The organism is Novipirellula rosea (assembly GCF_039541335.1).
GTDB classification, from domain to species: domain Bacteria; phylum Planctomycetota; class Planctomycetia; order Pirellulales; family Pirellulaceae; genus Novipirellula; species Novipirellula rosea.
This window is the reverse complement of record NZ_BAABGA010000035.1, coordinates 358,970-382,034: the sequence shown is the minus strand read 5'-3', so window position 1 is coordinate 382,034 and position 23,065 is coordinate 358,970. Positions and strand designations below refer to the sequence as shown.

The following is a 23,065-nucleotide window of genomic DNA, read 5'->3' as shown; positions in this document are numbered from 1 at the left end:
TGCGGCAAACGAAGACTCGATGGACTCAGAAGACGACGTGATGCAGGCACTGGCCGCACACGATGAAGCGGTGAATCGCTATGGGCGGACCATTTGGGTTGGTGCCGAACCGACTTACACCGACCGCGGCTCCGAAACACCGCAATGGTTGTTTAACGCACTCGGCGACGACAAGCTCCAGCGGGGCCAGCGGATGTTGCAGCGGATCGCCAAAGCCAATCCTGGGGCGGCCGTTTTGCATTGCGTGGGACGTCAATACAGCGGCGAACCGTGCCCACGCTGGAGTCTGGGGCTCTATTCACGTCGTGATGGCCACCCTGTTTGGACAGGGCCACCCGATGTCTTACTGCTTGACAACAAGACGGATGGCAAGACGCCCGAGGCGACGGCTGAAATGGCTGCCGCGGCACTGAGTTCGGTCTTGAACTCAAACGGCTTGACTGCCGCGACGCTCGCCGATGCGTTGTCCAACCGAGTCGTTTTTCGCACCGACGGACAGACGCCCGTTACCGACGTCGCAGCACAGCCACTACTGAATCGGCCATCGCTACACGGCGAGCAGGTCGAGGGGGCTGAAGTGACCGATTTATTGGCGGAGGATGGGACCTACCTGGTGGTTTGCTCGGATTCGCAGGATGCGTTGCGAGTGGAGTTACCGCGGGTGCGTGATGTCGGTGAATTTGAGCGATTGTTGTCCGCGGTGGCGACGGCGTCGCGACAAGTCGGAGTTCGTGCGATCCTACTGTCCGGATTTCCGCCGCCAGTCGACGCGGCGGTGGCGTGGACGACGATCACCCCCGACCCCGCTGTGATCGAAGTCAACATGGCGCCGGTCGGATCGGCGACCGACTTGCTTGGCCGGCTGCGAGAATTGGCGGCCGCTGCGGACGACGAAGGATTGGCGACGTATCGGCTGCAGTACAATGGCGTCGAGAGCGATTCGGGAGGCGGCGGGCACATCACCTTTGGCGGAGTCGAGCCCTCGGCCAGCCCGTTTTTGAACGAGCCGAGTTTGTTACCCAGTTTAGTGCGGTATTTCAATCGACACCCGTCGCTTTCTTACCTGCACGCTGTCGATTCCGTCGGCTCGGACAGTCAAGCGCCGCGAGTCGATGAAACACTCTCGCAAGCATTGCCAGAACTTTCGCTTGCACTCGAGCTGCTGTCGCGTGTTAAGAATCCGCTGCCGGAGACGATTTGGGGGACGCTCGCCCCATTTCTGTCCGATCCATCGGGAAACAGCCATCGAGCAGAGATCAATATCGAAAAGTTGGCGAACCCGTATCTTGGCAGCCGTGGTCGACTCGGCTTGGTCGAGTTTCGCGCGTTGCGGATGGCGGCCGACCCCGAGACGCTGGCGTCGTTAGCAGCGTTGTTTCGCGCCATCGTCGCCATGCTTGCCGAGTATCCTACAAACGAACCGTTGATCGATTGGGGCGAATCGCTGCACCAACGTTTCTCGCTGCCTTACTACTTGCAGCGTGATCTCAAAGAAGTGCTGGCGGATCTCGAGAATCACGAGCTAGGACTTGCTGCTCCCTTGATCGAGCGAGTGCTTTGCGATCGTCATCGCGTCTTAAAATCGTGTGTGCTAGGCGATTCTCGACTCGAATTGCGTCGGGCGTTAGAGTTTTGGCCGCTGGTGGGTGACGTTGCAACGCAAGAACGAGGCGGTTCGCGATTGATTGACTCAAGCACCTCGCGAATCGAAGTCCGATTGCGGTCGGCCAATACCGAGTCGCTGGGCGAATGGACCGTGTCGGTTGGCAATTGGGTCATTCCACTTCAAGACGAGGCCGACGACGAGGGATCGATGCGGTTGGCGGGACTGCGTTATCGCAGCTTCGTTCCGCTGGGCGGCCTTCATCCCACGCTCGGTGCTCAGTCGCCGCTGACGTTGACTCTGACGCATCCGGCTGACGGGACATGGCAGATCACTCTACATGAGTGGCATCCGCTGGGCGAACCGTATCCGGGATTGCCGTCGACAATTGCCGAGGCCCGCCAGCGGCGCGAGAATCGTTGTGTCGTCACGCCGCTTGACGAGCCACCGACCGAGTTAACACCTCCGCCTGTTGAGGCGGAGGGCCAGTGCGTTGTCGATCTGCGCTGGCAATAAGCTCGGCATCCCCACTGCAGAGCAGGTTAAGGTTGCGTTGTCGTGAACCTGGTCCGCACTGTAACCGAGCCCCGTTACTGATCGAGATTTGCGTTTTCTGGCGGGTAAAGCCATCTCTGAAACAACCAGGTCAGCAGCGGCATTACTCCCCACGTCATCATCGCGACACTGATCGCGGCAATTCCTGCACTGCCGATCGCCGGAGGAAGCGAGAGCGTGTAGGGTTTGAGGAAACCGACCAGCGGAAGCACCGCCGCGTAGACCGCAATCCAGACGACGATCGCCATCTTGTATTTCGGCGGCGCCGTCAGATTACCACCGTCGTGATGCGGCAGCTCGAACCATGTTTCCAATCCGGTCAAGTGATGGATGTCGGCGGGTTTGCCTTCGAGAGGCTGCAGTCGGGCGACTTTCTCTTTGCGTTCCGCCGAGTGATGCCAGCGATGCATGTTTTCGACCGAATCGAACTTCGAGATCACGCGGTAATGTCGGTCACCCGATTGCTGCGGCCGCAGCACTAGCGATCCAAGATGTCCGGGAAAGGTGAGTGACGTGCGGATCAAGTCGCCTATCGCCTGTTCCCACTCACGCTCTTTGCCCGCTTTAGGAAACGCGGTGACAAAGATCGTCGCGGGCTGCGTGGATTCCAACGCGTCAAGGTTCGCAACCGGATCCACATTGGCTGCAGCTTCGGCAGTCGTCTGACAAGCCAATCCAGGGACGAATCGCTTTGGTCGCGGCAGGGTATCACTCCGCAAACTCATTGACATTCCTCCTTTCGCAACGACTCTCGCGTCTTTTCTAAAAGTGCAATCATCTGCTTGAGCTCTTTTTGACTGAGACCCTTTAGCAGACTCGACTCGAGTTTTTTGAGCATCGGAATCGCTTGATTGCAGAGTGATTCGCCTTGCGGGGTAATGCTGACATACACCACACGGCGATCTTCGCTACAACGTTGACGCTCGACCCGTCCTTGTTTCTCGAGTCGATCGACGACACCGGTGATCGCCGGAACGACCTGAATCATCTGTTGCTTGATCTCGCCGCAGGTGAGCGGCCGCCCCTCCGTTTGGAGGATTCGCAACATATTAAACTGAGTTAGCGTCAGGTCGTGATCACGAAAGAATCTCGCGAGTCGGTTTTCGAGCTGGTCACCGGTGCGGAGCAGGCTAACGAGCGTTTCTTGTTGCAGTGAAGCGAACGGTTGCTTGCGATAAAGTTCGGTTTGCAGGTTTTGAGGGGGCATTGAGCTCTTCCAAGGTACTTGACGCGCAAATAGTTTACGCGTAAAACATCAGCGGTCAAGCGGGGAGCATTGGGGACACTCGCTGCGCTTATCCGCTTTCCCCTCGGCTAAACACAATGAAACATTCGTCAAACCTGTTATTCAGTTTGCTGCTAATCGCGGTGGCAGGATGTCAATCAAAGAGTCCACCGCCGGCCGAGGCTCCCGCGATGCCGGTCCCCGAGGTCGAGACTGCAGATGCTACGACGCGAAAGATCATTGATTATCGTGAATACACCGGTCGCACCGCAGCAGTGAATTCAGTGGAAATCCGTGCTCGCGTAAGCGGGTATCTGCTGCAGAGCCCCCGCTCGGCCGACAGCGACCGTGTGCAACCGGCCGAACCCGCGAAAACGGATGCGACTTCGAGCAGTTTGATCCCCGAGGTGAACGTCAACGAAGGCGAGCTGGTCAAGCAGGGAGATCTGCTATTTATGATTGATCCTCAGCCTTATGAGTTGGCGTTACAGCAGTCAAAAGGATCACTCGAAGCGGCCGAAGCGAGACTGAAACAAGCCAACAAGGATCTGTCGCGTTCCGATGCGTTGCTTGATCGCAATGCCACCAGCGCCGCGGAATACGACCAAGCCGTTGCGGCGGTGGCTGAACTACGAGGCCAGATCGAGAACCTGCGGGCGACCGTTGCCCGCAATCAACTGGATCTCGACTACACCCGTGTCCGGTCTCCGATCGATGGGCTGCTTGGTCGCACGTTGGTCACCAGCGGCAACCTGGTCGCGGCCGACACGACGATACTGACCACCGTGGTTTCGGTCGATCCGATCTACGTCGATTTTAACGTCGATGAGCAATCGGTACTCGATTACCGAAAGCGGATGCTTGAGGGCGAGGTCAAAGATGCTCGCCAAACATCGATTCCGATCCGCTTGGGGCTAGCCAACGAAGACGGTTTTCCTCACGAAGGATCGATCAATTTTGTCAATAATATCACCGACCCAAGCAGTGGCAATACGCTTGTGCGTGGGACATTTAACAACGACACAGGGATACTTTCGCCAGGTCTGTTCGCTCGTATCCAAGCGCCGTTCACGTCGGAATACGAAGCGGTTTTGGTTCCCACAAAGGCGATCGGCATGGATCAACAAGGTCGTTTTGTGATGGTGGTTGGCGATGGAAACAAGGTTCAGCGTCGCAGCATCAAGATGGGCGATATCGTTGACGACATGACGGTCATCCGTGAAGGCGTCAAACCGGGCGAGACGGTGGTAACGTCGGGACTACAGAAAATCCGGCCCGGTAGCGAAGTGCGTCTTCAGGGAGCGAAGTCGTGATTAGCAACTTCTTTATTAACCGTCCCGTCGCGGCAAACGTGATCGCGTTCATGACGGTGATCTTGGGGATCGTCGGACTGGTGAATCTGCCGGTGGAACGCTATCCCAACATCACACCGCCAACGATTCAGGTTACCGCAAACTATCCGGGTGCAAGTGCCCAGGTGATGACCGACACCGTTGCCGCGCCTCTGGAGCAGCAGATCAATGGTGTCGAAAACATGTTGTACATGCAGTCGACATCGTCATCCAACGGCAGCTATTCGTTGACCGTCACATTTGAAGTCGGAACGGATCTCGAGGAAGCTCAGGTCTTGGTGCAGAACCGTGTGGCACTCGCCGAGCCGTTTCTGCCATCGGATGTACGACAACAAGGGATCTCGGTGCAAAAACGGTCGACCAACATTCTGCTGGTCGTCTCGCTGACCTCGCCCGATAACACGTTTGACAGTTTGTACCTTTCGAACTACGCCAACCTGCGTCTGAAAGACGAACTCAGCCGCGTTGAGGGTGTGGGTGACGTTACCGTCAGTGGCACCGGGGCGTACAGCATGCGGATCTGGGCTGACCCGACCAAGATGGATGCTCGAGGGTTAACGTTCACCGATCTGATGACGCAGTTGCGACAACAAAATGTTCAAGTCGCCGCAGGGCAAATCGCGCAACCGCCACTGGATGATTCGCAAGCCTTTCAGTACACGATGACGGCGCTGGGACGATTGTCAGATCCGAAACAGTTCGAGGACATCATTGTCAAAGTCGGCGAGGACGGCAGTTTGACCTACCTCCGCGATATCGCTCGCGTCGAACTCGGGGCGCAAACCTATGACACGTTTGCGCAAAAGGGGGGAATCAGTTCTGCCAGCGTTTTGATTTACCAACTGCCTGGCGCGAACGCATTGGATGTCGCCGAGGGAGTCAAGGCAGCGATTGCGGACCTCTCCGAATCGTTCCCTGAAGGCTTGCAGTACGACATCCCTTTTGACACGACAATCTTCGTTTCCTCGGCGATTCACGAAGTTTACAAGACACTGTTCGAAGCCGGTGTGTTGGTTTTGATCGTGATCTTGGTCTTTCTACAGAATTGGCGTGCGGTGTTGATCCCCGCGACGACCGTTCCGGTGACCATCATCGGCGCGTTTGCGATCATGCCGCTGCTTGGTTTTTCCGTTAACCTGCTGACCTTGTTTGGATTGGTGTTGGCAATCGGTATCGTGGTCGACGATGCGATCGTGATTGTCGAAAACGCATCGCATCATATCGAAAGGGGCGAGTCGCCCAAAGAAGCTACGATTCGCGCCATGAGCGAAGTCACCGGACCGGTGATTGGGATCACAGCGGTGTTGATGGCGGTGTTCATTCCGACCGCGTTTTTGGCGGGGATTACCGGACAACTATATCGACAGTTTGCATTGACGATCGCGGCAACCGCGTTTCTAAGCGCGGTCAACGCGTTGACGCTGAAGCCAGCTCAGTGTGCATTGTGGTTGAAACCGGCGAAACCCGAGCACGAAAAGTTCTTTTTGTCGCGATGGTTCAATCGCGTGTTTGGATGGGTGGAAACATTCTATGTGTTCTGCGTTCGCGGTCTGATCCGTGGCTGGCCCGTGGTGATGTTGGCGTTTGTGCTGACCACAGCGGGCACGGTGTGGTGGTATCAAAAAGTACCGACTGGTTTTTTGCCGACCGAAGATCAGGGGTACTTGATCACGGCGATCCAATTGCCTGATGCGGCGTCGCAGGACCGGACCCGCGAAGTAGTCGAACAGATGAATGCGATCCTTGCGGAACAGCCGGGCGTAAAGACTTGGTTTACGCTCGGTGGCATGTCGCTATTAGAAGGAAGCCAGTCGTCCAACGCGGCGACGATGTTCATTGGATTGAAGGATTGGGAAGAACGTACAACGCCGGAACTGCAACAAGGACCGCTGATTGGCCAGATCACTCAGAAGTTTGCCGCAATCAAAGACGCGTTCGTTCTGGTCATCCCGCCTCCGGCGATTCAAGGCTTAGGCACCAGTGGCGGTTTCGAGATGCAAGTCGAGGACCGCGGAGGAGCGGGGCTAGATGAATTACAAAAGGCGGTCAACGAGTTGCTCGCCAGTGCGGCGAAGCAGCCCGAACTCGAACGAGTCAACTCGACGTTTCGCGCCGGGGTGCCTCAGTTGTACGCGGATGTCGATCGCGCCCAAGTGCTTAGCATGCAGATCCAACTCGGCGAGGTATTTACGACGCTACAAGCCGCATTGGGATCGGCGTACGTCAATGACTTTAACAAATTCGGACGCACCTATCGCGTCACACTGCAAGCCGACGCGCCGTACCGAGACGAGGTGGATGACGTGCGTCGTTTGAACGTCCGCAATGCCAAGGGCGAAATGGTATCGCTGGGCAGCTTGATCCGGGTTGACGAAACTTTTGGACCTCAGATCATCCGTCGATTCAATCTGTATCCGTCCGCGAATGTGACCGGGTCTGCGTCGGCGGGAACCAGTTCGGGCGAAGCGTTGCAAACGATGGCTCGCTTGGCAAAGGAGCAATTCCCAGAGTCCATCGGCTTTGATTGGAGCGGCGTTTCGCTGCAAGAAAGTCAAGCCAAGGGTGAGGAAATCTACGTGTTTGGTTTGGCGGTGTTGATCGTCTATCTCGTACTGGCGTTTCTGTATGAAAGTTGGGTGCTGCCGTTTGCGGTCATCCTGGTCGTGCCACTCGGACTTTTGGGCACCGTGGCTGCGATCTCGATGATGGAAATGGACAACAACACATACGTCCAAATTGGAGTGGTGTTGATCATCGCGCTTGCCAGCAAGAATGCGATTCTGATTGTCGAGTTTGCTCGTGATTTGCGGATGCAGGGCAAATCGATTCGCGAAGCGGCACTGGCGGCGTCGCGGATGCGTTTCCGTCCGATCCTAATGACCTCGTTCGCATTTATTTTGGGCGTCTTGCCGCTGGTCTTTGCGACCGGGGCGGCAGCCGCGAGTCGGCGTTCACTGGGAACGGCGGTGTGCGGCGGAATGATCACATCGACCGTCCTGGCGGTCTTCTTCACCCCTGTGTTCTACGTTGTCTTTCAGTGGATCAGCGAGCTGCGGCAACCTCCAGCGAAGCAACCCGAACCCGTCGAGCTGGTTTCATAGTCCACGTTCCCCCCTTGGTTCCCAGGCTGGCTGACTTGGGAACCCGAGAAACTGCAGGCTGCTGCCGGTAAGCGAGACAAAAACACAAGCTCGAGGCGTCCAGACGGGGGCCTCGGTGTGCAGTGCATTCCCAGACAGGTGCCTGGGAATGCGTGGTGTTCGTTTGATTGGCTCGTTATTTGCAAGCTCGTCTAAGACACTTTGCACTGCAGAACAAGCATCGTTTGTTAACGCTTGATTCTCGCTCCCGCGACCACCCCGAGGAGTCCTATTGATGAAAACCACCATCGTTGCCATGGCATTGACCCTGTTTCTGGTTTCCTCCACCGCCGGAGCCGGTGATCCGACCGGCGATCCTCGCTACGAGCACCCCGTGGTGAAAGATCACGGCGGTGTCGTTGTTTTGCCCAACGCGGCTTACCAGCCGAAGCGAAGTGCCAAAGTGATCCTCGATATAACGTCCGATAAGATGGAGGGAGGCGTGTTGCTGGGGCTAGATCGAGCTGCCTTGATCCTGAATCAATACACCGCAGCCGATGCAGGCACCGACCACGATTTTAACATGACGGTTATTCTGCACGGCCCGGCGACCACCGCGGCACTTTCGGATGAAGCGTTTTCAAAACATGCATCGTCCTACAAAAAGGATTTGGGCAAGGCCAAGAACCCGAACCGCGAGATCGTCAAAACATTGACCGGCGCGGGAGTCGAAATTGTGGTCTGTGGCCAGGCATTGGCGCATCATGGATTTGCGACCGACGAGGTGTTGCCGGAGGTCAAAGTCGCCGTCTCTGCCGCGACCGCGAACATCCAGTTGCAGATGTCTGGCTACGCCTACATTCCCTTCAAGTAAGGGGGGAATTGGCAAGTGACGATGAAGCAGCCTCCGTATAGCGTCATCCCCATGCCACTATCACAGCGAAGCTGAGGCTCCATTCGAAAATAACTTCGTCATTTCCAAGATGTTACCCGAATGACATGTACTTCGGATGTAGTGGACGAGGCTACGAGTCCCAGCGACTCAGTGGCACGACGGGACTCGTAGCCTCGTCCACTACAGAGAAAACACTTGCCGCGTGATTTGTAACAAAACTGGAATCACGAAGTTATTTCCGAACAGTACTTTAGGCTCCGCAAACACGCCGAGAGTCCAATCAAATTCGTTTCGGCAAATACCACACGAACCAATTGGCTTCGTGGGATGCCATGCGCCCCCATCACGCCAAACTTGCAAGTCCGCGAGCGACCCGCTGCGATCACGGTGTCCGCGACTGCCAAAGACATGATCGCCAAGCCCCCACTTGTTTCGCGGTCGATCCAACCCACGTTTGCAAAATAGTGCAGCGCATCCCCTTGTAGCCGAATCTCGGATCTGCCATGTTGTTGCGACTGATTCTCAGTATCAGTCGATTTCGACGACGCAGCAAGCGACGGGCTCATCCTTGCCCTTTAGCCAGCCACGCTCGGTCCCTATCCAAAAGCCGCAGATCACCAGCAAGGTGAACTGCGCGTGTCTTGGGGGGTGATCTCTTAACTCGTGTGTCTCTGGCTAGAGAATTTGGATGCCTGATTACAGTGTTTGCCTTAGCTCGTTTACGCCCACGTCCTACACGAAACGATCCGCGTTCACGCTTGTTGGGCTGCTGGTGGTTGTTGTGATCATCGGCGTGTTGGTCGCTGGGTTGTTGCTCGCAGTCCAAGCTGCTCGCGAACCGGCGCGGCGAATGTCCTGCAGCAACCATTCGAAACAGATCGGCTTGGGACATCATAACGATGCCTTTGAATTTAAAGCCCAATTCCCAAACGCCGGCTCTTCGGGGATTGGTGACATCAACGATTATTCGTCAATGGCCAAGATACTGCCGTTTCTGCAACAGCAGAACCTGATCGAGTTGATTGATTTTGAAAAACAAATAGGGCATCCCAACACGGACGAACTTCCGGCCGATCTTCATGAGGCTGCAGGCACCGCTTCTTTGCTCCAGCACCACTGCCTCGATCGCGAAACCTTGCATGCGTTGTGGTTGCGTGCGGGTTGCGAAGTCGACGGAGCGTTTTTGTCGCGATCCAGCGTGATCGTCTGAGCCCACGACGCACCGCTGAAATATCGATTCGCGAGGCACTCGATCCATTGAAGAGAAACACGTATGGACTCAACCAATTCCGCCCCAAACCCCAAACGAAGCCGCAGTCGACGATCCGTCTGGCTACGTTTTCTGATCCATTCCCACTGGATGAGTTCGGCGATCAGTTTGGTGGGCATGATTTTGTTCGCGATCACCGGGATCACGCTGAACCATGCGTCGCAGATCGAAACGACCCCGACAACACGAACTTGGTCCGAGGTGTTGCCGCCTCGTTTACAAGCGTCCATCGCATTGTCCATTGACGAAGACTCCGCCGAGTTACCTGAGGCGGTCTCGGAATGGATCGGCAATCAACTTGCGATTTCGATTCCCAACCATCAAGCAGATTGGTCCGAGGACGAGGTCTATCTTTCGATGCCGGGCCCGGGATCAGACGCCTGGCTTGCGATCGACCGCAGCAGTGGCGCTGTGGAATTTGAATCAACCCACCGCGGATGGATCTCCTTTTTCAACGATCTACACAAGGGCCGTCACACCGGAGTCGCATGGAGCTGGTTTCTTGATGTCTTTGCCGTCGCCACATTGGTGTTTTGTATCACTGGCTTGTTGTTACTTTATGAACGCGCCACGCATCGACGATGGACATGGCCGTTGGTAGCGCTCGGATTAATCGCCCCTTGGATCTTGATCATCTTGTTCATTCACTGACACTCTGACCGAAGAAGCAAATGAAACTTTTGTTAACCGCAGCGCTACTGACCCTTGGCTTCAATTCGATCGCGAGCGCGATCGACGACACCGTCAAACTCGAAGCCACCGTTGAAATCCCCAAACTGAATGTCTCGGAGTACCATCGCCCCTACGTTGCGGTCTGGGTTCAAGACCAAAACCGCAACGTGGTCGCCAATTTGGCTGTTTGGTACCAAATGAAAAAGGGAAATGAAGGCGAGGGAACGAAGTGGCTTCCCGACCTTCGCCAATGGTGGCGTCGCTCGGGACGCATTCTTGAACTGCCCGTGGACGGGGTCACCGGGGCAACCCGCCCGGCAGGCCCACATACGTTGAAATTCGCAAGCAATGACAAGCGACTGGCGGAACTCGAGTCCGGCGAATACGAGCTGATTGTCGAAGCCGCTCGCGAAGTCGGCGGTCGTGAAATGGTGCAAATCCCGTTCTCATGGCCGCCCGCGAAGGCAACGACTCACAGGGCGTCCGGCGAAACCGAGCTTGGTGAAGTCTCGCTGACCTTAAATCCGTAAAAACTTTGTGAATGTCCTTACGCCGAACTTAATTTCACCCCCATGTCTAAAAGAGAACCTATGTCCCGCTTCTTCTTTGCTTCGTTGATCGTTGTTTTACTCGCCCCCACCGGTTTCTGTCATAAAGTTTGGTTGCGTCCATCGCAAACCGTGCTTTCGGGAACGGAGCCGTGGATCACGGTGGATGCCGCTGTCTCGAACGATCTGTTTTACTTTAATCACTTTCCACTGCGTCTGGATGGCCTCGTCATCACCGCCCCCGATGGTAGCGTCGTGGAAGCAGAGAACGGTGCGACCGGAAAGTATCGCAGCGTGTTCGATTTGTCGCTGAATCAACGAGGGACGTATCGTATCGCGATTGTCAATCATGGTGCATTTGCCAGTTGGGAAGAGGGGGGTGAGCGGCGACGATGGCGTGGCAGTGCATCCGAGATCGCCAATGCAATTCCCGCCGCCGCCGAGAACTTGCAAGTCACGGAGAGCTTGAGCCGCGTTGAAACCTTCGTGACTAACGGAGCCCCCACGGAAACCGCGTTGCAGCCCGTTGGCAAAGGAGTCGAGCTTGTCCCGGTCACTCACCCCAATGATTTGTACGCGGGGGAAACGTGTAAGCTTCGTTTGTTGGTCAATGGGAAACCGCAAAGTGATCTGCAAGTCACCGTCATTCGCGGCGAAACACGGTACCGCAACCAACAAGACGAACTACGGTTTACCACCGACGAACGGGGTGAATTTTCCGTGACTTGGCCGGAATCGGGGATGTATTGGATTGAAACTAATAGCGAAGATGACGCTACGAGTATCTCCCATGCCGAGCGTCGACGAATGAGTTATGCAGCAACACTCGAAGTATTGCCTCAGTAAGCAGCCGCCCCGACGACTACATCAGGCTCTAGGGATCAGGTGAGCTGGTACCGCACCAGGTACCATCCAGATCCAATCGAGCAGACGGCTTGCAATTCGTGAGCATCCAAAAGTCCACCGACGAATGACTGGGGACGGCCTTGCGGAGGATGCCATTCGGCCCAGTCGCCGCCATCAACCCCAGCCAACTGCAACTTGATCGATCCGTCACTGCCACGCTCGACCGCGCTCACGTAGACCGTCTCACTCGCCAATCGTGGCGAGTGCAAGAGGACCAACGAGGTAGGGCGACCAAATGGGTAAGCCATATAGGGCCCGATCGTCGGCAACTCGCCATCGGTGGTCGGCCAGTCGACTCGAAGGGGAGCGACGATCGACTCGAGTTCATCAACGCGGCACGCAAAGCGGATTCGTTTCGCTTGCCATGCGATCACGTCATGATGAATCGCGAGCGAACACCACAACGCGACCATCGCGGTAATCGCCAACAGCGAGCGGACGGAGCGAGTGTTTTGGCTATGCGGGCGTCGGCCCAGCGTTGCGGTTAGCAGCGTGATCAAACTCGCGAGCGCCACCACAATTGTCGTTACAATCACGATCGCTCGCGGCCACCCCACGTGCAAAACGAGTTGTTTCGGCGTGGAATAAGCGAACTCGATCGTGGTTTCAAACAACGGGTCCACTACGGACAGAATCAGCATCGTCGTCAAAGATACAAGTTGAACACACCAAATGCTTTTCACTTTGATTCCCAAAATCTCCTCCCTCCCACCGTAGCGGAAGTCGCCAAGACTTTCGTTCCACGACGTACGCGCCTGCCGAAACTCTTGCCGAGTCTCGCTATGAAAACGCTTCGCAGCGTTACCCCAATCGGTCAAGTGAATGTCCCCACCAATACTTCCAATCCATTTGCTTCGTCGTTGAACGCGAGCGTCGCCACGCGACTCGCAATACGCCAACGCCATCAACGCAAAACTGGTCGCCAGATTCTTGTCATTTCATAGTTTCGCAATCGACCGTTCCCGTAGATACCGCCATCCGGCTTGACATAGCCTTCGAGCGCCTTCAGCCCCTCGGCAACCATTGGATCGTCGGTTCCGCGGCCGTTGCGAAGTGCGGCGGTGATCGCCAATGCGGTCACGCCCGGGCCAACTTTATCCGAAAAGGTGCCCGCATCGGATTGCCCCATTTTCGCCAGAAACGCAAGCCCATTGGAGACAATTTCCTGTCGCAGCGATTCGGATTCGGATGGTTTTTTGGACTCCTCGGCCACGGCGGGGAAGCATGTCATGCCAACCGCGATCGCGGCGACAAAAATCCGTCGTCCGCGGTGAAATTTCCATCGTCCAGTCATCTAATGTCTCCAAAAAACTAACGTTTACCGCATTTATTGCCTGCGGCAGTCATGTGGAGACAGAGAAAAGCAAGCGATGTGCCGTCAGCTGAAATGCGTGATCTTAATCAGCCCAACTCAGATCAGTCCCAGTGATTCGATCGCCTCGGCAACGCTGGTAAAGCCGGCGATGTTAGCGCCTCGCGCGTAGTTGCCTGGAACGCCGTACTCGTCGGCCGTCGCCAGGCAGCGATCATGGATGTCTTTCATAATGGAAGCCAATTTGCGGTCAGTAAATTCAAACGACCATGTATCACGAGACGCATTTTGTTGCATCTCCAGTGCGCTGGTTGCGACACCCCCCGCGTTGGCGGCTTTTCCGGGGGCGTAGGCGATGCCCGCTTCGATAAACAACTCGATTGCTTCGGGGGTGGTGGGCATGTTCGCCCCTTCGGCAACCGCAATACATCCATTTTCAAGTAGCGTCGCGGCATCCTTTCCGGTCAACTCGTTTTGCGTCGCACACGGTAACGCAACGTCGCATTTCGTCTTCCAGATGTTACCATCGCGATGATAACGGGCGTCCTCTCGAAATTCACAATACCGCCGGATCCGCCCGCGTTCCACTTCCTTGACTTGCTTTAGTGTCGGCAGATCGATTCCCGCCTTATCGTAGATGTAACCGCTCGAGTCGGAACAGGCGACCACGCGTCCACCGAGTTGCGTCACCTTTTCGATCGCATAGATTGCGACATTTCCAGAACCGGAAACGATACAAGTCTTGCCATCAAGTGATTGGGATCTGGCACCCAGCATCTCTTGAACAAAATAGCCTAATCCATATCCGGTCGCTTCGGTGCGAACCAGGGCGCCGCCAAAGCGTAGACCTTTGCCGGTCAGCACGCCCGACTCGTAGCGATTACTGATGCGTTTGTATTGTCCAAACAGGTATCCGATCTCGCGTTTCCCGACTCCGACGTCACCAGCAGGAACATCGGTATATTCCCCTACATGACGACACAGTTCCGTCATGAAGCTTTGACAGAACCGCATGACCTCGGCGTCGCTGCGGCCTTTGGGGCAAAAGTCACTGCCTCCTTTTCCTCCGCCGATTGGCAACCCTGTCAACGCGTTTTTGAATATCTGTTCAAACCCTAGAAATTTGATGATCGACAAATTTACCGATGGATGGAACCGCAAACCACCTTTGTAGGGGCCAAGTGCGCTGTTGAACTGCACGCGAAAGCCGCGGTTGATATGCACGTGTCCTTGATCGTCTTGCCATGGGACGCGAAAGATGATCTGACGCTCAGGTTCGCAGATACGTTCGATGATCTTTTGCTCGGAAAAGCGAGGGTACTTTGACAATACCGGTCCCATCGAAGAGAAAACTTCTCGAACCGCTTGGATAAATTCTGTTTCGCCATGGTTGCGTTGTTGAACGTTCCAAAAGACTGACTCTAGCTTTTCGTCCATCGTGACTTTCTGATGTAGGATGCGTCGGGGGGGTGTCTGCACAAAGATTGATTTTCAAACCGAACGACCGAATGCTATCGGTGCGATTCTTGCACCGGGAAAGCAACTGGCATGCCGGTGTTCCAACCGCAGCACCAGGTTCGTTAACCGTTTTGGCCCCCACCACGATCGGATGGTGACGAATCTGCGGATAACGCCAAAACGCAGCGCTGTGAAGCATTTCGTAGCGAAACTCGTCAAGAGTTTCGGGGGGCGTGCGTCAATCGAACGAAACTATTGACGAATTCCGCCACGCTGAAAATGCACAACCTCTTATAGGAGAAACTGCTTCGCCGCGTTCGCCAAAGCGTCTAGCCAAGGCAGCTGCGAAGTGACCGTCGCCGTGCCGACCGAATCCCGGCGACACCCCATGATCGAGTGTCAGATGATTGCCGCCGTGCCTTGATGGCGACATTTTTTCTCGTTGGTGCATATTTTGCCAGCACCGAGAAGGCAACCCCGATCGCGTCCGCCGCCAAGTGTCAGCTTTAAGTGACGCGATGTAACCTTGCGTTGACAGATTAACGTTATTTAAACCGCCGCCGACACGCTATTTAGACGATCCGTAGCACTGCTAGGGTGGCTCGGCTCACAAAACAGATCAAAACCACTCACGCGAGAATGTTTGGAACAACGTTTGCTTTCTGACAAGAAAGTTCGAGTGCGTTGTTGTGTGCCAATTCTTCGAAGGAAACAATTGTGGCGATTGCAATTAGAAACAGTGAGGTCACCATCCAGACCAATCACGGTCTTGTCTTTAAAGTGGTGGTTCCCACAAATGACTTGGATGGGCAAGCGAAAGAGGGAGCATCCACGCCGCGTCAACAACAGGAGGAAAATCCTCCTGTCACGCCGCACGTTCCTGAATAAGCAACCGACTTGATTTGATCAGTGTCGTCGAAGCGTTAGAGGGATCCACAAATCGGGTTCACCACGCGATCGGTTCGCCTCGGCATCGTTGCCACGCTTTTACTTCTTCGCTTTCTTGCGAGATTTTTCCATCTTGTGAACGGAGTCGGCTTCGACCACCCAACCGCGGCAATTCAGAGCGCCACAGCGGCACTGGGGGGTGCCTTCGTGAGGCTCCCACTGATAGTCAAACACGATCTCTGACTCGGGTTCGATATTGCAGATTGCAACTAGCCCGAGTGAGTGTTTGGTAAGCTGCACCAACTCGGAATTCGGGCTGCAGCTATGATTTAAAAATGCCGCTGGAATCGTTGGCTCGAGATACCAAGTCTCGTTTAGTTCCATGACATAGTTGGAACCATGGTAGTGTTCATGAGACAGTAGCTGTCCGGTGACCTCGAACACTAACTCGCCGGGTAAAAATTGACGAACCGCATAGACGCCGAGGCCATATTTGCCTTTGCGAACTTCGACATCGTCGTCGTGATAGCTTCGGTAGCCGTGAATTTCATCGACTTTCTGCTGAAGCTTTTCGCGACGCTTCTTACCGGATTTCTTTTTCATTGTGCACAAGGTTGCGGATTCTAAGTGGGGATGCCGTGTGGTGGCCTGCCCGTCGTTGCTAGGCCGTCGAGCGCCGAGCTTGCAAAAAAATTATCGCAAGGCGATTCGGAAGCCAAGACTAAAACAGTCTGTCTTGCTGGGATAGTGGGCGAACCATGCGATCAACGGGCTGTTGATGACAATCGTATCGAAAAAGAGACGTTGCCGGAGATCCGACGAGCTCTCTTAACGGTGCGGATCACAGCCGCCCTGAGGCGTTGAAGTCCGGACATGCTTTTTGAAGCAGACGTGTGGAGAACCGTGTATGCTTTTGGTCTCGACACCCCGCCCCCCAACAAACCTACCTCACGACTGCGTTTGCGTCGCCGCGAAAGGGTTCCCTGCCATGCGTCTAGCCTCCACTCTTTTGATCCTTGGCTGTTCGGCCATCTTAATTGCTACGACCACACGCGGCGCAGACTCATTGCCAGAGGCGTCGAGCGTAAGTGGATCGCTGCAAGTCGGCATTGCGGAAGTGGATATCACGCCGCCGACGGGATTTCCGATGGCCGGGTACTATCACGAACGGTTGGCCGAGGGGACGATTGATCCGCTGAAGGCCAAAGCGATTGTGTTTCGCGACGGCGACACGGCGGCTGCGTTGGTGGTTTGCGATCTGATCGGCATCGCCAGCGACTTGTCTCGTGAAGTTCGCAATCTAGCGTCGCAGAAAACGGGCATACCAGCTAATCACATCGTGATCTCGGCAACCCACTCGCATACCGCTCCGGATTACATGAAGGAGTTGTATTTGTATCTAGGCAAAGAGCAACAACTGCCACTACGCGCAAAGTATATCGAGAAACTGATTAGCGAACCTGTCAATGCGATCGTCCAAGCGTATGCCAATGCGAAGCCTGCGGCGTTGGCCACCGGTGTCGCAACCCAGGTCACCCCGGTGTCGTTCAATCGCCGCTCGGTGATGCGAGACGGCAGCGTTCTGACTTGGCAATCCGAGTCGAACCCGAACCGCATCCGTGCCGCTGGCCCTATCGATCCCCAGATCGGTTTGCTCGCGATCCGTGACCCCGACAACAGTACGACTCGCGGCATCCTCAGCAATTTTGCGTTGCATCTCGATACCGTCGGAGGGATGAAGTGGAGTGCGGACTATCCGTACTTTATCCAGCGTTCGTTGCGTGAGGCATTGGGCAACGATGTGGTGTCCATTTTTGGTGCCGGTTGTTGTGGCGACATCAACCACAGTAACCCTGCGTCGAGTGTTCGGAACAAGGCGGACTTTATCGGCAATTCGATCGGCAGCTCGATCCGCGACGAACTCGCTCAGCTGACACCGATCACGGAAACTCAGCTCGCGGTGAAATCAAAGGTCGTACCGTTGGCATTGCAAGAGGCTACCGCGGAACAGGTGCAACGAAGTATCCAGACCATCGATCTCGTTAAAAGCGGCAACAAAGTCGATTTTTTTGATCATGTGACCGCCTACAAAAACTTGATCCTTGACCAACTACGCCATGAAAAACCGCACGCCACGCCAGCCGACTATCTTACTTGGGGAATGAGTCGATCGTTGGCGGGAATCGGCGACACTTTGCCCGTCGATGTGACCGTGATGACGATCGGACATGACGTGGCCATTGTGTGTCTTCCGGGTGAAGTGTTTGTCGAACTGGGACTGGCCATCAAACAGGCCTCGCCGTTTCGCACGACCATCGTGATAGAACTATCCAATGTGGTGGAAACAATCTACGTCCCGCACCGTGCCGCCTATGCGAGCGGCAGCTATGAGGTCACCAATTCAACCGTCAAGCCGGGCAGCGGCGAGATTTTGGTCGAAACGGCAATCACGTTGTTGCGTCAAGCGGCGATGGAAACCTTGTGAGCACCGGGGCTGAGAAGTATTCAAATTCAGGACATGGCAGAGCATCGCGATCACACCATAGGGCGGTAGAAAAAACGCTCGTGCGAGGTTCGTCCAAGTGGCGTAAACATGCTACAATTTTGCCCCTCTCCCCCCCTTTCGATTTGTGATTCTTCTTCGGTGCAATCGCGATCGCCCCCCCTTTTACTGCAAAATCATGGCTAGAGCCCCCTTTTTAGGCCGCATCACCCTGCTCGCGATTTGTTTTACGGCTTGTTGGGCAATTCCAACGACCGCAGCGGAGGACGAGCATGTGCTACGCCGCGGTAATCTTGTGGCTTGGTGCATCGTTCCCTTTGACGCAAAAAAACGCACTCCAGCGGAGCGCGCCGCGATGTTAAAGGAACTCGGGATCACCCGAGCCGCCTACGATTGGCGTGCCCAGCATGTCCCGACCTTCGAACAAGAAATATTGGAGTACCAGAAACACGGCATCGATTTCTTTGCCTTTTGGGGGGAACACGAAGAAGCATTCAAGTTGTTTCAGAAATACGAGATGCATCCTCAAATTTGGCAGACGCTTCGCGATAATGGCGGTGATAACCAAGCAGCCAAGGTCGAAGCCGCGGCGCAGCAGATGCTTCCGCTGGCCAAACGCACAGCGTCGATCGGCTGCCCGCTGGCTCTTTACAACCACGGCGGTTGGGGAGGCGAGCCACAGAATCTTGTCGCGGTTTGTCAGCGTTTGCACGAGCTCGGCCAGGATCATGTTGGCATCGTTTACAATTTCCACCACGCTCACGGGCACATCACCGACTGGGCCGCTTCCTTTACCCTGATGAAGCCGTACCTGCACTGCTTGAATCTGAATGGGATGAACCCGAACGAGCAGCCCAAGATTCTCGGTATCGGCAAAGGACAACACGAATTGGAGATGATTCGCGTCGTCGTGGAGAGCGGTTATCAAGGGCCGATCGGGATTCTTGATCATCGAAATGAGCTTGATGCACACGATTCGCTGATCGAGAACCGCGAAGGGCTGAAGTGGATTCGCCGGGAACTCGACGATCGCGGCAGTGCGGGACCGCTGCCGCCGACTCCGGCAAATTATGTCAAACCGGACGATTCCGCCGGGGCTCGTTCGGGACGCATCTTCCCCGGCGCCGAAGGTTATCGAAATCCGCCCATCACCGTCGAAGTCCGCGCGTCGATTCACAGCCACGATCGCTATAACATCCTCGTCGCAAGCGATCCCAAAGCATCATCGGATCACTGGGAACTGTTCTCGATGAATGGCAGCGGACGACTGACCGCCTACCTGCCTGGCAAGACTCCGGACCATGTTCATACCGGTGCGATGATTTGCGATGGAAAACCCCACACAATCTCGATGATCTATGAACCGAATCGCATTCGACTGTATGTAGATGCAGAACAAGTCGCGGATCAATCGATCGTCGCTAACAAGAGCCGACCGAGTGTGGCTGGAGCCTTGGGTATCGGCCGGCTTGTCGAACGCGGCTTTCGATTTGACGGCGAAATTCAATGGGTTCGGATTTCCGGCGGAGTCCGCGAGATCTCGTCAAAACCGATTCTTGATGTGTCTCGTGATGATGCAACGATTGGATTGTGGAAATTGGGCAGCACGCAGGCGGAAGAGTCGCCCAGATGGGATCATCACAGTGCACTCGATTCCGAACCGCTGACGATCTCGCAAACGCCCGACGCGGCTGAGCTTCCCTATGACACCAAAGCGGTAGCACGGATTATTCGCGAGTCGAAAGAATCGGGCGACGCGGTGCGAGGAGCCAGCGTCTTTGCTGACGCAAAATTGGCATGTTTGTCCTGTCACAAAATCGGTGCGCATGGGGGAGCCGTCGGGCCCGATTTGTCCACGATAGCCAAAGATCGCACATTGTCGCAGATCGTCGAATCGGTATTTTGGCCGCAACGCGAGGTGGCAGAAAAGTTTATGACGTGGAAGTTGCTGACAGCAGACGGCAGTGTCATGACCGGATTCAAACACAGCTCGAACGACCAGCAGGTGGTTATCCGAGACACTGCTTCGGCCAAGTTGACTGCCATTGCCATCGATGAAATCGAAGAGGAAATCGCCGCGGGATCGGTGATGCCGAGCGGATTGACTGCGGCAATGTCACGTCAACAACAAGCGGACTTGATCCGCTTCTTAGGCGAACTTGGCCGCGACAGCGTCCCCATTTCTAAAACAATCGAGCACGCGATCGCTCATAGCCAAATGCACGGTCCAGCCGAGTCACCACAGACGACCACGCCACTTGTTCCTGCGAATTGGCCTCATGCAACCCATCCGGTGAACCGTGACCGATTGTACGATTTCTACACGAAACAAGCGGAACATTTTCGCCAACAGCCGCATCCGCCGATGTTGATCTCGCCCTATCCGGGCTTGGATGGAGGCGAGCAGGGGCATTGGGGAAATCAGAGCGAACCTGATTGGGGCGATGATCGCTGGAACGACACACGGCTCGGTTCGGTGCAGGCGGGGGTCTTCCGAGCTAACGGAATCACGGTGCCACGCGGCGTTTGCGTGCGACTTGGTGACGATGATGAGATGTCGGCTTGCTTTAATCCCGACACGCTGTCGTTTGACGCGGTGTGGACCGGCGGTTTTGTCAAATTTGACTCGGTTCGCTTCGGATTCGTTGGCGGATTGCGTCCCGATGGCAAATTGATTGCGGCGCCAACGCAAGAAAAAATCGATGGATCGTTTCAGTACCATGGCTTTTACCGACACGGCAAGCGTGTTGTGTTCGCCTACACCATTGGCGATGTAAAGTATCTCGATTCCGCTTGGGTTCACGAGGGCAAGTTTGTCCGAGACGTTGCGCCGCAGGATGAGCATCCGCTGGGGCATGTGACCACCGGAGGACCGCAGCAGTGGCCCGAGATTCTCGAGACAAAGATCACTCGGGGCACACAGCGTCCCTACGCTATCGATACGATCGAACTACCGAACGATAACCCGTGGAACGCACTCGTCTTTTGTGGCGGCCACGACTTCCTTCCCGATGGCAGTGCGTTAGTCTGCACGATGCAGGGGGACGTGTGGCGAGTCAATGGAATTGATGCGGCATCCGATGACGGCGGAGTGGCACGCTGGACGCGTTTTGCTTCGGGGCTGCACCATGCGTTGGGATTGGTCGTTGCCGACGGGAAAGTCTACGTACAATGCCGAGACCAATTGACACGTCTGACGGACGTCAACAACGACGGTGAAGCTGACTTCTACGAGTGTTTCAGCAATGCGTTTGTAACCTCGCCCGCGGGACATGATTTCATCTGTGGTTTGCAACGTGACGAACAAGGCAACTTTTACACCGCCTCGGGCAATCAGGGACTGCTGCGTATTTCGCCGGACGGAAAAAAGGTGGACGTGATCGCCACCGGGTTTCGTAACCCCGATGGCTTGGGAATCCTGCCCAACGGGACATTAACCGTTCCGGTTTCCGAGGGCGGGTGGACTCCCGCGTCGGCGATCCATGCGGTTCCGCAATCCACGATGCCGGTTACCGATGACCGCCCTCATTACGGCTATGGCGGCCCCAAGCAGGGCAAGCCGCCCGAATTGCCGTTGGCGTTTTTGCCGCGAGGTCTGGATAACTCTAGTGGCGGCCAGGCCTATGTCGACAGTGACGCGTTCGGTCCGCTCGCAGACCAGTTGCTGCATTTTTCGTTTGGCACGGGAACCTGGTTTGCCGTGCTCCGCGACAAGGTCGATGATCAACTGCAAGGGGCAATCGTCCCCTTAACCGGCGATTTCTTGTCAGGCGTCCATCGCGGCCGCTTTCACCCTCGCGACGGGCAATTGTATGTATCTGGGATGACGGGATGGGGATCGTACACTCGCGATGATGGGTGTTTCCAACGTGTGCGTTACACCGGGGTTGCGGCACAGGTCCCGGTTGGTTTTCACACCTATGAAAACGGTATCCGTGTTACTTTTGCATTGCCTATCGATGAAGCGATCGCCAGCGATCCCACGCGGCATTTCGCTCAATGTTGGAACTATCGTTACAGCGGCGGTTATGGATCGCCCGAATACTCGACAACGCATCCGGGAACCGCCGGACACGATCCGCTGCGAATACAATCGGCTCACGTCTTATCGGATCGACGTTCGTTGTTTTTGGAGATCCCTGACTTGCAACCGGTAAACCAACTACACCTGCGAATGCACGTGAACGATGACAAGACAGCATCGTGCAATCCCGCCGGTAATGGCCAAGACCTGTTCGTCACCGTGCACCAATTGGATAAGCCGTTTAGCGATTTCGCCGGGTATCAACCGAGTGAAAAGCAGATCGCGGCTCATCCGTTATTGGTGGATATGGCATCGATGTCAGAACGAGTCGCAAACCCATGGGCTCAAAAAATCACGGACGCTCGAGAGATCAAAATTGAAACCGGCAGCAATCTAACGTATGCCACTCGAGAATTCAGTGTACGAGCCAACGAAGCATTAGCCGTGACGCTGTCGAATCCAGATGTCGTTCCCCACAATTGGGTGCTGGTGCAACGTGGTGCACTGCGACATGTCGGGGAGCTTGGCAATCAAATGATCGCCAATCCGAATGCGTTTGCTCGGCAATACATTCCGGAATCAGACCAAGTCATTGCCCACACCGATATCGTTTCGCCAGGACAATCGCAGACGATCAATTTCATCGCGCCGGCCGCCCCCGGTCGGTATCCCTTTCTGTGCACCTTTCCGGGGCACTGGATGGTGATGAACGGCGTGATGGTGGTGGAACAAACCGCTCAATAAAACAGCGGTTGACCAGGGCGTATGCTGGCC

General features: G+C 55.5%; 18 protein-coding genes. 11 read left to right on the top strand and 7 right to left on the bottom strand.

The annotated features are described in order from the left end of the window. Nucleotides 1-19: 19 nt before the first annotated feature. Nucleotides 20-2,119, top strand: a complete 2,100-nt coding sequence (locus tag ABD971_RS14180; RefSeq protein ID WP_345323047.1) for a transglutaminase family protein — start codon at nt 20-22, stop codon at nt 2,117-2,119. Nucleotides 2,120-2,193: 74 nt separating this feature from the next. Here the strand turns inward: ABD971_RS14180 and ABD971_RS14175 are convergent, their stop codons facing one another. Both ABD971_RS14175 and ABD971_RS14170 read right to left on the bottom strand, forming a co-directional pair. Next, a complete protein-coding gene (locus ABD971_RS14175) occupies nt 2,194-2,883 on the bottom strand; it encodes an antibiotic biosynthesis monooxygenase (protein ID WP_345323045.1) in 690 nt (229 codons plus the stop codon). Then, nucleotides 2,880-3,365: a MarR family winged helix-turn-helix transcriptional regulator gene (locus tag ABD971_RS14170; protein ID WP_339941877.1), complete on the bottom strand. Its 486-nt coding sequence runs from the start codon at nt 3,363-3,365 to the stop codon at nt 2,880-2,882. The genes ABD971_RS14175 and ABD971_RS14170 overlap by 4 nt, the downstream gene beginning before the upstream one ends. Nucleotides 3,366-3,481: 116 nt before the next feature. On the opposite strand from ABD971_RS14170, the gene ABD971_RS14165 reads away from it, so the two are divergent. The 3 genes from ABD971_RS14165 to ABD971_RS14155 all read left to right on the top strand — a co-directional run bounded on the left by ABD971_RS14165 (nt 3,482) and on the right by ABD971_RS14155 (nt 8,689). Then, nucleotides 3,482-4,696, top strand: a complete 1,215-nt coding sequence (locus ABD971_RS14165) for an efflux RND transporter periplasmic adaptor subunit (protein ID WP_339941878.1) — start codon at nt 3,482-3,484, stop codon at nt 4,694-4,696. Then, nucleotides 4,693-7,836, top strand: coding sequence for an efflux RND transporter permease subunit (locus tag ABD971_RS14160; RefSeq protein ID WP_345323042.1), 3,144 nt, complete (start codon nt 4,693-4,695; stop codon nt 7,834-7,836). The genes ABD971_RS14165 and ABD971_RS14160 overlap by 4 nt, the downstream gene beginning before the upstream one ends. A gap of 274 nt (nt 7,837-8,110) precedes the next feature. After that, the gene (locus ABD971_RS14155) at nt 8,111-8,689 is read left to right on the top strand and encodes a DsrE family protein (RefSeq protein WP_345323040.1); all 579 of its coding nucleotides are present in this window, start codon (nt 8,111-8,113) and stop codon (nt 8,687-8,689) included. A gap of 245 nt (nt 8,690-8,934) precedes the next feature. On the opposite strand, the gene ABD971_RS14150 is transcribed toward ABD971_RS14155, so the two are convergent. Beyond that, nucleotides 8,935-9,276 (bottom strand): hypothetical protein, encoded by a 342-nt coding sequence (locus tag ABD971_RS14150; protein ID WP_345323038.1) that lies wholly within the window; start codon nt 9,274-9,276, stop codon nt 8,935-8,937. A 122-nt stretch (nt 9,277-9,398) separates the two neighbouring features. Between ABD971_RS14150 and ABD971_RS14145 the strand changes: the two genes are divergently transcribed. From ABD971_RS14145 to ABD971_RS14130, 4 genes are all read left to right on the top strand, one after another. Next, nucleotides 9,399-9,920 carry a DUF1559 family PulG-like putative transporter gene (locus tag ABD971_RS14145; protein ID WP_345323036.1) on the top strand — a complete coding sequence of 174 codons (522 nt, stop codon included), beginning with the start codon at nt 9,399-9,401 and terminating at the stop codon, nt 9,918-9,920. A gap of 63 nt (nt 9,921-9,983) precedes the next feature. Continuing rightward, nucleotides 9,984-10,631 carry a PepSY-associated TM helix domain-containing protein gene (locus ABD971_RS14140; RefSeq protein WP_345323034.1) on the top strand — a complete coding sequence of 216 codons (648 nt, stop codon included), beginning with the start codon at nt 9,984-9,986 and terminating at the stop codon, nt 10,629-10,631. A gap of 20 nt (nt 10,632-10,651) precedes the next feature. Next, nucleotides 10,652-11,182, top strand: a complete 531-nt coding sequence (locus ABD971_RS14135) for a DUF2271 domain-containing protein (protein WP_345323032.1) — start codon at nt 10,652-10,654, stop codon at nt 11,180-11,182. A 60-nt stretch (nt 11,183-11,242) separates the two neighbouring features. Further along, nucleotides 11,243-12,046, top strand: coding sequence for a DUF4198 domain-containing protein (locus ABD971_RS14130; protein WP_345323030.1), 804 nt, complete (start codon nt 11,243-11,245; stop codon nt 12,044-12,046). Nucleotides 12,047-12,081: 35 nt separating this feature from the next. On the opposite strand, the gene ABD971_RS14125 is transcribed toward ABD971_RS14130, so the two are convergent. From ABD971_RS14125 to gdhA, 3 genes are all read right to left on the bottom strand, one after another. Next, entirely contained in the window at nt 12,082-12,747 is a 666-nt protein-coding gene (locus ABD971_RS14125; protein WP_345323028.1) for a hypothetical protein, read from the bottom strand. Between the two features lie 263 nt (nt 12,748-13,010). Continuing rightward, nucleotides 13,011-13,400: a prenyltransferase/squalene oxidase repeat-containing protein gene (locus ABD971_RS14120; protein ID WP_345323026.1), complete on the bottom strand. Its 390-nt coding sequence runs from the start codon at nt 13,398-13,400 to the stop codon at nt 13,011-13,013. A gap of 117 nt (nt 13,401-13,517) precedes the next feature. Continuing rightward, nucleotides 13,518-14,855, bottom strand: coding sequence for an NADP-specific glutamate dehydrogenase (gdhA, locus tag ABD971_RS14115; RefSeq protein ID WP_345323024.1), 1,338 nt, complete (start codon nt 14,853-14,855; stop codon nt 13,518-13,520). A gap of 738 nt (nt 14,856-15,593) precedes the next feature. Between gdhA and ABD971_RS14110 the strand changes: the two genes are divergently transcribed. Further along, nucleotides 15,594-15,764: a hypothetical protein gene (locus ABD971_RS14110; protein ID WP_339941887.1), complete on the top strand. Its 171-nt coding sequence runs from the start codon at nt 15,594-15,596 to the stop codon at nt 15,762-15,764. A gap of 99 nt (nt 15,765-15,863) precedes the next feature. On the opposite strand, the gene ABD971_RS14105 is transcribed toward ABD971_RS14110, so the two are convergent. Beyond that, nucleotides 15,864-16,367 (bottom strand): SET domain-containing protein, encoded by a 504-nt coding sequence (locus tag ABD971_RS14105; RefSeq protein WP_345323021.1) that lies wholly within the window; start codon nt 16,365-16,367, stop codon nt 15,864-15,866. A gap of 385 nt (nt 16,368-16,752) precedes the next feature. Between ABD971_RS14105 and ABD971_RS14100 the strand changes: the two genes are divergently transcribed. Both ABD971_RS14100 and ABD971_RS14095 read left to right on the top strand, forming a co-directional pair. Then, nucleotides 16,753-18,249 carry a neutral/alkaline non-lysosomal ceramidase N-terminal domain-containing protein gene (locus tag ABD971_RS14100; protein WP_345323019.1) on the top strand — a complete coding sequence of 499 codons (1,497 nt, stop codon included), beginning with the start codon at nt 16,753-16,755 and terminating at the stop codon, nt 18,247-18,249. A gap of 196 nt (nt 18,250-18,445) precedes the next feature. Further along, complete coding sequence (locus ABD971_RS14095) at nt 18,446-23,035, top strand: DUF6797 domain-containing protein (protein ID WP_345323017.1); 4,590 nt, start codon at nt 18,446-18,448, stop codon at nt 23,033-23,035. Nucleotides 23,036-23,065 lie beyond the last annotated feature (30 nt).

Excerpts from the sequence above, each read along its gene's own strand:
- gdhA (WP_345323024.1), bottom strand. The coding sequence starts at position 14,855 with ATGGACGAAAAGCTAGAGTCAGTCTTTTGGAACGTTCAACAACGCAAC.
- ABD971_RS14150 (WP_345323038.1), bottom strand. The coding sequence starts at position 9,276 with ATGAGCCCGTCGCTTGCTGCGTCGTCGAAATCGACTGATACTGAGAAT.
- ABD971_RS14100 (WP_345323019.1), top strand. The coding sequence starts at position 16,753 with ATGCGTCTAGCCTCCACTCTTTTGATCCTTGGCTGTTCGGCCATCTTA.
- ABD971_RS14170 (WP_339941877.1), bottom strand. The coding sequence starts at position 3,365 with ATGCCCCCTCAAAACCTGCAAACCGAACTTTATCGCAAGCAACCGTTC.
- ABD971_RS14140 (WP_345323034.1), top strand. The coding sequence starts at position 9,984 with ATGGACTCAACCAATTCCGCCCCAAACCCCAAACGAAGCCGCAGTCGA.
- ABD971_RS14145 (WP_345323036.1), top strand. The coding sequence starts at position 9,399 with ATGCCTGATTACAGTGTTTGCCTTAGCTCGTTTACGCCCACGTCCTAC.
- ABD971_RS14120 (WP_345323026.1), bottom strand. The coding sequence starts at position 13,400 with ATGACTGGACGATGGAAATTTCACCGCGGACGACGGATTTTTGTCGCC.
- ABD971_RS14180 (WP_345323047.1), top strand. The coding sequence starts at position 20 with ATGGACTCAGAAGACGACGTGATGCAGGCACTGGCCGCACACGATGAA.
- ABD971_RS14155 (WP_345323040.1), top strand. The coding sequence starts at position 8,111 with ATGAAAACCACCATCGTTGCCATGGCATTGACCCTGTTTCTGGTTTCC.
- ABD971_RS14095 (WP_345323017.1), top strand. The coding sequence starts at position 18,446 with ATGGCTAGAGCCCCCTTTTTAGGCCGCATCACCCTGCTCGCGATTTGT.
- ABD971_RS14105 (WP_345323021.1), bottom strand. The coding sequence starts at position 16,367 with ATGAAAAAGAAATCCGGTAAGAAGCGTCGCGAAAAGCTTCAGCAGAAA.
- ABD971_RS14175 (WP_345323045.1), bottom strand. The coding sequence starts at position 2,883 with ATGAGTTTGCGGAGTGATACCCTGCCGCGACCAAAGCGATTCGTCCCT.
- ABD971_RS14125 (WP_345323028.1), bottom strand. The coding sequence starts at position 12,747 with ATGCTGATTCTGTCCGTAGTGGACCCGTTGTTTGAAACCACGATCGAG.
- ABD971_RS14165 (WP_339941878.1), top strand. The coding sequence starts at position 3,482 with ATGAAACATTCGTCAAACCTGTTATTCAGTTTGCTGCTAATCGCGGTG.
- ABD971_RS14135 (WP_345323032.1), top strand. The coding sequence starts at position 10,652 with ATGAAACTTTTGTTAACCGCAGCGCTACTGACCCTTGGCTTCAATTCG.
- ABD971_RS14130 (WP_345323030.1), top strand. The coding sequence starts at position 11,243 with ATGTCCCGCTTCTTCTTTGCTTCGTTGATCGTTGTTTTACTCGCCCCC.